Annotated in this window: 11 protein-coding genes and 1 riboswitch; of the genes, 8 read left to right on the top strand and 3 right to left on the bottom strand. The window is 33.7% G+C overall.

What is annotated here, in order from left to right; translation table 11 throughout:
• A partial coding sequence (locus tag NOU10_RS09070; protein WP_255906645.1) for an LPXTG cell wall anchor domain-containing protein occupies positions 1–564 on the top strand: 564 nt, incomplete at its 5' end.
• Between the two features lie 154 nt (positions 565–718).
• Here the strand turns inward: NOU10_RS09070 and NOU10_RS09065 are convergent.
• Genes NOU10_RS09065 through NOU10_RS09055 form a run of 3 tightly spaced genes read right to left on the bottom strand, consistent with a single transcriptional unit; the run spans position 719 to position 3,027 of the window.
• A complete protein-coding gene (locus tag NOU10_RS09065; RefSeq protein ID WP_255906643.1) occupies positions 719–1,801 on the bottom strand; it encodes an LCP family protein in 1,083 nt (360 codons plus the stop codon).
• Between the two features lie 13 nt (positions 1,802–1,814).
• Positions 1,815–2,180: a DUF1634 domain-containing protein gene (locus NOU10_RS09060; protein ID WP_255906642.1), complete on the bottom strand. Its 366-nt coding sequence runs from the start codon at positions 2,178–2,180 to the stop codon at positions 1,815–1,817.
• A gap of 1 nt (position 2,181) precedes the next feature.
• Positions 2,182–3,027, bottom strand: a complete 846-nt coding sequence (locus NOU10_RS09055) for a sulfite exporter TauE/SafE family protein (RefSeq protein WP_003702329.1) — start codon at positions 3,025–3,027, stop codon at positions 2,182–2,184.
• A 122-nt stretch (positions 3,028–3,149) separates the two neighbouring features.
• Between NOU10_RS09055 and NOU10_RS09050 the strand changes: the two genes are divergently transcribed.
• From NOU10_RS09050 to serS, 7 genes are all read left to right on the top strand, one after another.
• Positions 3,150–4,007, top strand: coding sequence for a LysR family transcriptional regulator (locus tag NOU10_RS09050; RefSeq protein WP_003704936.1), 858 nt, complete (start codon positions 3,150–3,152; stop codon positions 4,005–4,007).
• A 17-nt stretch (positions 4,008–4,024) separates the two neighbouring features.
• Positions 4,025–4,690: a phosphatase gene (locus NOU10_RS09045; RefSeq protein WP_080550206.1), complete on the top strand. Its 666-nt coding sequence runs from the start codon at positions 4,025–4,027 to the stop codon at positions 4,688–4,690.
• Between the two features lie 14 nt (positions 4,691–4,704).
• Entirely contained in the window at positions 4,705–5,175 is a 471-nt protein-coding gene (locus tag NOU10_RS09040; RefSeq protein ID WP_003704932.1) for a GNAT family N-acetyltransferase, read from the top strand.
• 222 nt (positions 5,176–5,397) lie between these two features.
• The gene (alsS, locus tag NOU10_RS09035; protein WP_003700881.1) at positions 5,398–7,083 is read left to right on the top strand and encodes an acetolactate synthase AlsS; all 1,686 of its coding nucleotides are present in this window, start codon (positions 5,398–5,400) and stop codon (positions 7,081–7,083) included.
• 21 nt (positions 7,084–7,104) lie between these two features.
• Positions 7,105–7,821: an acetolactate decarboxylase gene (gene budA / locus NOU10_RS09030; RefSeq protein ID WP_081533552.1), complete on the top strand. Its 717-nt coding sequence runs from the start codon at positions 7,105–7,107 to the stop codon at positions 7,819–7,821.
• Between the two features lie 47 nt (positions 7,822–7,868).
• Positions 7,869–8,053, top strand: a riboswitch (Lysine riboswitch).
• A gap of 111 nt (positions 8,054–8,164) precedes the next feature.
• Positions 8,165–9,616 carry an amino acid permease gene (locus NOU10_RS09025; protein ID WP_255906640.1) on the top strand — a complete coding sequence of 484 codons (1,452 nt, stop codon included), beginning with the start codon at positions 8,165–8,167 and terminating at the stop codon, positions 9,614–9,616.
• A 295-nt stretch (positions 9,617–9,911) separates the two neighbouring features.
• Positions 9,912–11,189 (top strand): serine--tRNA ligase, encoded by a 1,278-nt coding sequence (gene serS, locus NOU10_RS09020; protein ID WP_003700886.1) that lies wholly within the window; start codon positions 9,912–9,914, stop codon positions 11,187–11,189.
• The last annotated feature ends 378 nt before the right edge of the window (positions 11,190–11,567 follow it).

Genomic DNA, 11,567 nt, shown 5'->3' with positions numbered 1-11,567 from the left:
GACCAAAAGACAACATCACAAGCAAATCTAGATGGATTGAAAAACTTGAACGATGCACAAAAAGACGCCTTTGTCCAAAGCATAGACAATGCATCTACACCACAATTAGTAGAACAAGCACTTGCTGAAGCTAAGAAAGTAGATGCTGAGATGGCAAGATTACGTCGAGAATTGGCTTTAGTTGATGGAACGAAGAATTCGGTTAAGTATACTAATGCTGATACTAAATTAAGAGATAATTATGATAGTTTAGTTAAGGTTGCTTTAGATTTAATTTCAAAAGATGGAATTGATGCAAACTTGGCAACAGTTCAAGAATTAGTTAACGAATTAAATGCTGCTAGACTTTCTCTAAATGGTAAATTTGTAGAAACTCAAGAAGTAGTGATAGATAACACCACTAGTCAAAATAAGACTCAAAAGAATCGATCTGTTGTAAACAAGTCAACCTTGCCACAAACTGGTGATAAAGAAGAAAATAGTTCTTTAGTTGGAGTAGCCTTTATAACAATCGCTGGTGTATTAGGTTTAGGATTGGCTAGACGAAGAAAAGAAGATAAGTAACATTTTCTAAAATTATCAGTTTTTTATGAAATAAATACCCTCTAAGTATACAGATGAAGTATTAAGAATCATCAGTAACTTAGAGGGTATTTTGTTAATTAAATAATAAAAAGGATTGATAATCAACGTTTTATCAACGAAGATAATCAATCCTTTAATAATCACTAATATTAACATCATAGTCGGTTCCATAAGTTGAACCAGTTTTAGCTTTTTTTAAATCTAATGCTTTACGTATTTTATTAGTTATCCTTTGTTTTTCTGCAGTAGATGGATTTTCAAATGCTTCGCCATAGATCATTTGAGATTCACCTTGCAGATGATCTGAATCCATACCATGAGTAGCAACGCGATATTTGGTCCCAAGTGCCAATAAATCATCAAAAGATAAATCAGTTTGCATCTGCTTAGAAATAGTATTCAAGAATTTTTGATTAAGGAGATTCGAAATATGACTACTCTTGAGAGCAACTTTCATAAGTACCTGTCTTTGTCTAGTTTGTCGTCCATAGTCTCCTAATGGATCATCATGTCTCATACGAACGTATGCTAAAGCTTTAGAACCATTCATATGTGTTACCTTATCTTTTTTGAAAGAGTATCCTCCATATGAGAATGAAATTGTAGGAGCAATATCGACACCTCCTACAGCATCAATAATGTTTTCCAAACCACCCATGTTAATAGTGACGTAGAAATCAATTGGAATATTTAAATCTTGTTGAACAGTTTTAACAGCTGCTTTAGATCCACCGTAGAAGTATGCAGAATTTAGTTTACTAGGATAGTATTCCTCATAACCTGAAATAGCAACCTTTTCATCTCGAGGAAGTGAAACAAGAGTCATTTTCTTATCCTTAGGGTTCATAACTAAAACGATTAATGTATCAGTACGTCCACGGAAATTTCTGCCTAAAGCTCCGGTATCAGTTCCCATTAGTAAGATAGAAACAGGTTTGCCTTTTTTTAAGGTAGAACTAACATTACGAGACTTGCTAAAGTTACTAGAACTATAGATGGTATTGGCAGCCTTTTGTGCATTATTCAGTTTCTTTTCTAGATATTTTCCACCAACGATAGCAAAAACCACTAAAGATAGTAGTAACCAAAAAAAGATAGTTTTACTAAGTCTATGTGGAGAATGATGATGTTCATGTTGTCGTTGTGGTACGTGTGAAGACGTGTCGTTTTGATAATTTTCAATGGAACGTCGACGTCTTCTGTTATCTTGTGGCATTAAAAACGCTCCTTTAATGATGTCCTAAAATGAATCCAAACATCAAAATAATGAATACTATAGTTGTAATCCAAACGTATAAGACATCTTTTTCTTTATAGAATGCATATATTGAGACTAACACACGTAAGACTGGTGTCAAGATTAATAAAAAAATTCCTGCCATCATATATGCATATGGTTTAAAAGTAGTAATACCCTTTAGAATTTCTGATAAGGTTGTAGGAAATGTAGTACCAGGATATCCAGAGCTTTGTTGGCAAACAAGCATAATAAAACCTATTACCATAACGGAAGCGGCAATCAGTACTCCAATACGCATGATTTTACCAATTAAGATTTCTACAGTTTTCATTTCATTTTTTGTCTTTTTATCCATATTATATTGTCACCCCAAACGCCTTAAAAATCATTTGTAATCCTAGATATAATAGAATAGGAATGAAAATCATTCTAATAACTCTTGAAGGAAGATGTTGCATGATTCTACTTCCAATTGCGGCTCCAACTAAAATCCCTAAAGCGAGTGGAACAGCAATACCAGGCTTAATAGAGCCATTGAAGAAGTATACAGAGGCACTGGCTGCAGCAGTTACTCCCATCATTAAATTGCTGGTAGCACTAGATGGTTTTAGGGGCATTTTCATAGCATTATCCATAGCCATAACTTTAAAAGCACCAGAACCGATTCCTAACATTCCAGAGGCAATACCTGCTCCAAACATAATAGATAAGCCGCCAGGAATATTTTCAACTTGATAATCAATTTGTTTGTTTAAGTTCTTGTCAAAATATGAACTGTTAAGATTAAATTTTTGTGCCCATTTGTCAGGTTTGGCTCTTTTTAAAATTTCTTTACCACTGCGGAGTTTTCTGTACATATTCCAACTTGAAAAAATAAGTAAGGAACCAAATAAAAAATATAAGATTGCTGGATGAAAAATACCAGTTAAGATAGCTCCAACAATAGCTCCGATAGTAGTAGCAATTTCTAAAAACATTGCTACACGTAAGTTTAAGACATCATCTTTTAAGAATGCAATTGTAGAACCAGAGCTAGTTGCAATAACGGCAATAATGCTGGCACCGATAGCATATTTGATATCTAAGCCTAAAGCTAAAGTGATAATAGGTGTAATAATCATACCGCCACCAATTCCCAGAATGGCTCCCATAATGCCAGCAAATAAACCTACTGCCAGCATTAATAATGTAGATGTAATCATTAATAAATTCTCCTTTCGCTTAATTACTTAATCATATTAACACTGAATATATTATAATAAAAATACCAAATTAAAATATAAGATATACAAAATTTATATATCTAAAGTAAGAGGGAGTACTGATGAATTTAAAGCAACTGCAGTATTTTATAGCGGTAGTGGAAGAAAAACAGATAACAGCTGCTGCGAAAAAACTAAATATTGCTCAACCTCCATTGAGTTACCAATTAAAACAATTAGAAGCAGAATTAGAAACTAAATTATTTACTAGAACTGCCCATGGAATTGTATTGACGGATGCAGGTATGATGTTAGAAAAATATGCAAGAAAAATTCTGGATTTGACTACAGTGGCTGAAGAAAAAGTTAAGAAGACCACTAAAGGAGAATTGGGAAAAATTTCTTTAGGTACAGTTTCTTCTTCCGCAGCTGCTTTACCAATAGGAAAATTGAAAGAGTTTAGAAAGTATTATCCTGAAATAAACTTTGAAATATTTGAAAGCAATACGTATGGAATACTGGAAAAATTATTTAATGGTGAGATAGATTTAGGATTGGTTAGAACTCCTTTTAATCAAAGAGAACTTGAAACTAAAATTGTGATGGAAGAGCCAATGGTAGCAGTGGTAAATAGCGATGATTATTTAAAAGGAAAAAAGAAGATAGGAATTGATGATTTAGAAGAAGTACCGCTAATAATATATAGGAGATTTGAAAATATTTTCCGACAAACTTTTTCACAATTTGGGATAAGTCCTTATATAGCAGTAAAGTGTGATGATGCAAGAACAGCAATTTACTGGGCAAAGTTAGAAATGGGCGTGGCTTTAGTTCCAGCTTCTTGTGCCAAAAATTATACGAATGGTAGAATAATTCCTATAAATTACCCGGGATGGAATACTCAGTTAACATTAATATGGCTGAAAAATAGTAATAAATCACCACTAATATTGAAATTAATAGAGCTATTTAGTGTATAATTAAGCCTTAAGGGGGGATGTCCGTGATTATAAAAGAGAAGAAGAAAAGAGAGCCATTAGCGTACCTTTTTACAATACTATTCTTTATCAATTATTTTCTTGTATTTCAACAGGCTCAATGGTTGCATAAAATAGATACAGTAGTTTATTTTAAATTAACTCGTAACTTAAATAATTTACAAGTAATGTTTTACAACGTTATTAGTGAACTATCTAGTTCCAGAATGGCAATTGTTTATACGATAGTACTACTAGGAATTTTATGGTTTATAAGATGGCAAATTCCTGGTGTGTGGATTACTTTTACAGTTGGAACAGGATTAGTTGTAGGATGGGTAGCACGATTGATATTGCGTTATGGAAGTAAAAGAGTTGAACCGGAAATGGGATATGCTTTCCCAGGTTTACACGTTTTAGGGATGACAATTCTGGTGGCTATTGTATATATCATCTTTTTACCATATTTCAAAGACAAGGCTTTGGCTTACTTAGTGGGATTCATTTTAGGAATTTGGTTAATTGCGACAAGTGTAGCTTGTATATATTTAGGTCAATTACATGTTAGTGATATTACAGGCGCATTAACATTAGGTTTTGCCTGGGTATATTACTGCAGTAATTTATACATAAGGTATGCTGCAAAGTTAAAGAAGATTAAGGGGTTCAGAAATTCAAATTATTAAGGTTGGTGCGATGATTGAAAGAAGTAGAAGATTTAATAATTAGAAAATTATCAAGTAATGATCTTAATGATTTTAGAGAAATTATCACACAAAAAGAAGTAGCTAGAATGGCAGGGTTTGCTCCAGTTTCAAGTTTTGCTAGTTTTTATTTATCTCAAATGTTACAAAACGGTGCCTGGGGATTGGTAGTTAATAAAAAAGTAGTGGGAGTAATATGTATATATGATTTACCTGTTAAAAATGGCAATAAAAAAACAGGTGAGATAGGCTTTATATTAAATCAAAATTATTGGTATCGTGGATATATGTCGAAAGCCATTGAAGAAATATGTAGCCGTGTGAAAGAAGATTATAGTCAGATAAAAGCAATTACCTTAGTAGATAATATTGCTTCAAAAAAAGTTTTAGAAAGAAATGATTTTTATTTTTCTGAAACAATAATGGATAATGATAAAGAAAAAAACATATTTTTAAGAAACCTATAAAGTTGTTATTTGCTCTAATTAAGAGATAAATAACAACTTTTTTGCATGATAAATCTTACACAATATTCACAAAGTTTAAATTTATATTTAAGCTTAATGCTATGGTATTAATCGTTTTCTAAAGAATATTTTTCACAAACTATATAAGCGCTGGTAAAGTGAATTTAGCAGTGATATTATAATTTTATACTGTAAATATTTGATGAAAAGAGGAATGAAAAAATGACTGAAGATAAAGGAAAACGTTATGGTGCAGATGCCATTATTGATAGTTTGGTAAACCATGATGTTAAATATGTTTTTGGGGTACCTGGTGCTAAGATTGATAGGGTATTTGAAAGATTGGAACATCCAACAAATGAAAAAGCACCTCAATTGATTATTACTCGTCATGAACAAAATGCTGCATTTATGGCTCAAGGTATTGGTAGAATTACTGGTAAGCCAGGTGTTGTATTAACTACATCTGGTCCTGGGGTGTCAAACTTAGCAACTGGATTAGTTACTGCAACTGCTGAAGGAGATCCAGTGTTGGCAATTTCTGGACAAGTTCAACGTACAGACTTATTAAGATTGACTCACCAAAGTATGGACAACGTTGCATTATTAGCTCCTGTAACTAAATATGCTGCTGAAGTTCAAGAACCAGAAAATATTTCTGAAGTAATTGCTAATGCTTATCAAGAAGCAGAAGCTGCAAAGCAAGGTGCAAGTTTTGTATCAGTACCACAAGACGTTACTGATTCAGAAGTTAAAACTGCTCCAATTGCTCCAATGCCAGCACCTGTTTTAGGACCAGCTAGTCCTGTAGAATCAACATTATTAGCCCAACGTATCAAAACTGCAAAACTACCTGTTCTTCTTTTAGGTATGAGAGCATCTGATCCAGAAACAACTAAATCTATCAGAAACTTAGTTGAAGAAACTCATTTACCAGTCGTTGAAACATTCCAAGGAGCAGGAATCATTCCTCGAGAATTAGAAGATGATTTCTTTGGTCGTGTAGGATTATTTAGAAACCAACCTGGTGACCAATTATTGAAACATGCTGACTTAGTTATCGCTGTCGGATACGATCCAATTGAATATGAACCACGTAACTGGAATAACGAAGGTGACGCAAATATCATCGTAATTGATTCTATGCGTGCAGAAGTAGATAAGAACTTCCAACCAGAACGTGAATTGGTAGGTGATATTTCTCAAACTCTTGACTTCTTATTACCATACATGAAAGGTTTCAAGTTGCCTGAAAGTTCACGCGAATATTTAGATGGACTACAAGAAAAATTAAAATTAAGAGATGAACCACCAGCAGTTACTGAAAATCAAGTTACTTCCCATCCTTTAAGCATTATTCAAGCTTTACAAGATAGAGTTACTGATGATATGACAGTTAGTGTTGATGTTGGTAGTTTCTACATTTGGATGGCTCGTCACTTTAGAAGCTATAATCCACGCCACTTACTATTTAGTAATGGTATGCAAACATTAGGTGTGGCATTACCATGGGCTATTTCCGCTGCTTTAGTAAGACCTAATACACAAATTGTTTCTGTTTCTGGTGATGGTGGTTTCTTATTCTCCAGTCAAGATTTAGAAACAGCTGTACGTTTGGGCTTAAACATCGTACACATTATTTGGAATGATGGACACTATGATATGGTTAAGTTCCAAGAAGAATTGAAGTATGGAAAGAGTGCAGGGGTAAACTTTGGTAGTGTAGACTTTGTTAAGTATGCAGAAAGTTTTGGTGCTACTGGTTTACGTGTGGAAAAAGCTCAAGACTTAGAAAAAGTATTAGACCAAGCTTTTGCAACTGAAGGTCCTGTAGTTGTTGACATTCCAGTTGACTACAGCGACAACAAAGAATTAGGTAAGCAAATTCTTGAAGATCAACTTCACTAATTGAAAAGAGGCATCTTAAAGATGAAAGACACAAAGAAGTTATTTCAACATGGTACATTAGCCTTACTTGTTCCAGGATTATTTGACGGTACATTACCTTTGAGTTCCTTACTAGAACATGGTGATACAGGAATAGGAACAGCTACAGGATTAGATGGCGAAATGATTATACTTGATGGAGTGCCATATCTTGTACGTAGCGATGGTAGTGTAAATGTATTAGATGCTAATGAAGTAAAGGTTCCATTTGCAAATTCCCATTTTGATAATCCAGAAATAGAATTTGATGTTACTGATGCAACTCCTGATCAATTAAAGGATATGATTTTCTCTAAGTATAATTTGAAGAATGTTTTCTTTGCTGTAAAAGTAAAGGGAAAATTTGATTATATAAAGACAAGAGCTGTTGAAGGACAAAAGAAGCCTTATCCAACATTGACAGAGGTGGCAGATAAGCAAGCTATTTTTGAAGAAAATGATGGGCAAGGAACAATTGTAGGATACTTTTCTCCAGAATTATTCCATGGGATGGCTTCAGCAGGTTTCCACTTACATTATTTAAATGATGCACATAATTTGGGTGGACATCTGTTGGATTACAAGATAAAAGAAGCAAAGGTTTATTTGCAAGTGTTTGAAAGTGTAGAAACACATTTTCCAGTTGAAAACGAAGATTTTATGAAAGAAGAATTTGATATTGATAGTTTACGTGCATCAATATCATCTGCTGAAAAGTAGATAATTAATTATTTCTTGCAATTTAAATTGTTTTCTGTATAATAAAAAGCGTCGAACAGAGGTCGCAGTTTTTATCAGTAAATATTTGGAGCTGAAAAAGCAGCAATGAAAAATGTTGAAAGGAAAAACTGCCGAAGTAAGATATTGCTTTTTCAATATTTTGCTGGGGCCTGGCTCAACAAGTCAGGAACTGTCGTAGTTTAATAGTTGACTACGGAGCGCTATCGAATGCTTTTTATTATAGATTATGATATTTGATAGATAGAGCACATACCTCTTTAGTTAGGTGTGTGCTCTTTTATTATCTAGACCTCTGAGAATAAAAAGTTTGGAGGAAGACGTAATGTCTGAAAATAGTAATCAAGGAGAAATTAAAAGATCCTTGAAAACTCGTCATGTTTCTATGATTGCCCTTGGTGGTAGTATCGGAACAGGTTTGTTTGTTGCAAGTGGTTCTGCTATCTCTACAGCAGGACCTGGTGGAGCTTTGGTTGCTTATATAGCAATTGGATTGATGGTGTACTTCTTAATGACTTCTTTAGGTGAAATGGCAACATATTTGCCAGTCACAGGTTCTTTTGCAACATACGCAGGAAGATTTGTTGATCCTGCTTTAGGATTTGCGATGGGATGGAATTACTGGTTTAACTGGGCTATTACTGTTGCAGTTGACGTTTCTACAAGTGCAATAGTGTTACGTTATTGGTTCCCTAATATTCCTAGTTGGGTTTTCAGTTTGATTGTATTATTAGTAATTTTTGCTATTAATGCCTTGTCTGTAAAATCTTTTGGTGAAACAGAATATTGGTTGGCTTTGATCAAGGTTATAACAGTTATTGTCTTTTTGATTGTAGGTTTATTAACAATTATTGGAATTATTGGGGGGCATGCAACATATTTAGAAAACTTCACTTATAAAAAGGCTCCTTTTGTTGGTGGTATTCCGGCAGTCTTAAGTGTATTCGTAGTTGCTGGATTTTCTTTCCAAGGAACAGAATTGATAGGTATTACAGCTGGTGAATCTGCAACTCCAGAAAAAAGTATTCCTAAGGCTATCAAGCAAGTATTTTGGAGAATCTTATTATTCTATATTCTAGCTATTTTTGTTATAGCTTGTTTGATTCCTTACACAAGTCCTAATTTATTGGGATCAGAAGCTACTGATATTGCTATTAGTCCATTTACTTTGGTCTTTAAACGTGCAGGATTGGCTTCTGCTGCCGCTGTGATGAATGCTGTTATTTTAACTTCTGTTATTTCAGCAGCAAATTCAGGAATGTATGCTTCCACAAGAATGCTATTTTCTTTGAGCTTGACTAAAGATGCACCTAGAATATTCTCACTCGTTAATAATCGTGGGATACCAATGCCAGCTTTATTAGGAACTACATTTGTTGCGTTACTAACATTTTTATCAAGTATTTTTGGTGATAAGATTTACACATTCTTGGTAAGTGCTAGTGGTTTAACAGGTTTTATAGCATGGGTAGGTATAGCCATTTCTCACTATCGTTTCCGTAGGGCATTTAAAAAACAAGGTCATGAACTTAGCGAATTACGTTACCATGCTAAGTGGTTCCCATTCGGTCCACTTTTAGCATTAGTATTATGTATCTTAGTAATTGTAGGCCAAGATTTGAAATCATTTGCTAATCTTGATTGGCAAGCTATAAGTGTTACTTACATGTCTGTACCGTTATTCTTGATTTTATACTGCTACTATAAGATAAAATATAAAACTAAAGTAATACCACTGGATGAAGTTGATTTAACACCTCATAAAGTAGAAAAATAATACTTGAATTTTATAATTCAATGTTTTAACATGTAGGTAAGTTAAACATCGGAGTTCGCCATAAGTAGGCAGTAAAGAGACATAGTGGTTGGTGGAAACTATGAGCCGAAACTCCAGCGTTCGTTGTATGGGCAGGTAATGCTGCACGGGAGATCGTTAAATCATTGAGTGTGATGGTTATTTACTGTCGAACTTGGGTGGTACCGCGTAAGAAGAAGTCCTTTCGTCCCAATTTTGGGGACGGGAGGGCTTTTTTTTTACGTCAAGATGTTAAAAAAATTTGGAGGACACAAAGATGCTAGATATTAAAGATATTCGATTAAATACAGAAGAATATAAACGTCGCTTGGGAACAAGAGGCGTAAAACCAGAAGAAATTGATGAATTAGTAGCTGAAGACAAGAAACGTAGAGAGTTACTTGTTGAAACTGAAAATTTAAAGAAAGAACGTAATGAAGTTTCTGAAGCTATTGCTCAAGCAAAACGAAATAAAGAAGATGCTAGTGAACAAATTCAAGCAATGCGCAAAGTTGGTACTAAGATCAAAGAACTTGATGAAAAACTAGCTAAAGTAGAAGAAAATGTAAAATCTATGGCTGCTCACTTGCCTAACTTACCAAATCCTACTATTCCAGTAGGACCAGATGAAGATTCAAATGTTGAACTTTATAAAGTAGGTACACCACGTAAATTTGATTTTGAACCTAAAGCACACTGGGATATTGGTGAAGACCTAGGAATTTTAGATTTCGATCGCGCAGCTAAAGTTTCTGGGGCAAGATTTGTTTTCTACAAAGGATTAGGAGCAAAACTTGAACGTGCGGTTTATAACTTTATGTTAGATGAACATGCTAAAGAAGGTTATACAGAAGTAATTCCTCCATATATTGTTAAAGCTAAATCAATGTATGGAACTGGCCAATTCCCTAAATTTAAGGATCAAGTATACCAAGTTAATGGGGAAGATATGACTTTAATTCCAACAGCTGAAGTACCTTTAACTAACTATTATCGTGAAGAAGTAATCCCAACAGAAGACTTACCAGTTTACTTTACAGCTTTATCACCATCCTTCCGCTCTGAAGCAGGAAGTGCAGGTCGAGATACTCGTGGCTTGATACGTATGCACCAATTTAATAAAGTTGAAATGGTTAAATATACTAAGCCAGAAGATTCATATAATGAATTGGAAAAAATGACAAAAAATGCTGGTAACATTATGGAAAAACTAGGATTACCATACCATGTAATTACTCTATCTACTGGAGATATGGGATTCAGTGCAGCTATGACACATGACTTAGAAGTATGGATGCCAGCACAAGATACTTATAGAGAAATCTCAAGCTGTTCTAATTGTGAAGATTTCCAAGCTAGAAGAGCAAGAATTCAATATCGTGATGAAAATGGTAAATTACAATATGTTCATACATTAAACGGCTCTGGTTTAGCTGTAGGTAGAACTGTAGCTGCTATTTTAGAAAACTACCAAAATGAAGATGGATCAGTAACAATTCCAGAAGCATTACGTCCATATATGCAAGGTTTAGAAGTTATCAAGAAAGAAAAATAATAATATTTAAAAGGGAGATGGTTAATTATTAGCCATCTCTCTTTTTAGGTGAATAAAGTTGACGAATATTATATGTTATAAAAATTTATAATAGAAATAAAAAACGAACGAAACAGAGAAAAAAGTAGTCATATTAATACATAAACGAAAATTTATTTTTTTATAAAAAAAACGTTGACGAAGGCGATGGTACTTGGTATTATATTACTTGTCGTTGAGATGACGGCAAATAAAAAATAATTTTTTGTTGACAAACAACTGAGGCTTTGATATGATGATAAAGCTGATGTCAAAATAGTCAGTAAAAAATAAATTTAAAAAGTTGTTGACAAATATATGGCGACTTGATATGATATGAAAGTTGTCAGTTGTTGATAA

Origin of the sequence: Ligilactobacillus sp. MP3, from assembly GCF_024436335.1 — a bacterium.
In the GTDB taxonomy this organism is placed as follows: Bacteria; Bacillota; Bacilli; order Lactobacillales; family Lactobacillaceae; genus Ligilactobacillus; species Ligilactobacillus salivarius.
The sequence above is the reverse complement of the archived record's forward strand: the minus strand, read 5'-3'. Positions and strand labels throughout refer to the sequence as shown.

Coding starts and splice junctions, on each gene's coding strand:
- NOU10_RS09060 (WP_255906642.1), bottom strand. CDS start 2,180: ATGGATAAAAAGACAAAAAATGAAATGAAAACTGTAGAAATCTTAATT.
- serS (WP_003700886.1), top strand. CDS start 9,912: ATGCTAGATATTAAAGATATTCGATTAAATACAGAAGAATATAAACGT.
- NOU10_RS09025 (WP_255906640.1), top strand. CDS start 8,165: ATGTCTGAAAATAGTAATCAAGGAGAAATTAAAAGATCCTTGAAAACT.
- NOU10_RS09065 (WP_255906643.1), bottom strand. CDS start 1,801: ATGCCACAAGATAACAGAAGACGTCGACGTTCCATTGAAAATTATCAA.
- NOU10_RS09050 (WP_003704936.1), top strand. CDS start 3,150: ATGAATTTAAAGCAACTGCAGTATTTTATAGCGGTAGTGGAAGAAAAA.
- budA (WP_081533552.1), top strand. CDS start 7,105: ATGAAAGACACAAAGAAGTTATTTCAACATGGTACATTAGCCTTACTT.
- NOU10_RS09045 (WP_080550206.1), top strand. CDS start 4,025: ATGTCCGTGATTATAAAAGAGAAGAAGAAAAGAGAGCCATTAGCGTAC.
- alsS (WP_003700881.1), top strand. CDS start 5,398: ATGACTGAAGATAAAGGAAAACGTTATGGTGCAGATGCCATTATTGAT.
- NOU10_RS09055 (WP_003702329.1), bottom strand. CDS start 3,027: ATGATTACATCTACATTATTAATGCTGGCAGTAGGTTTATTTGCTGGC.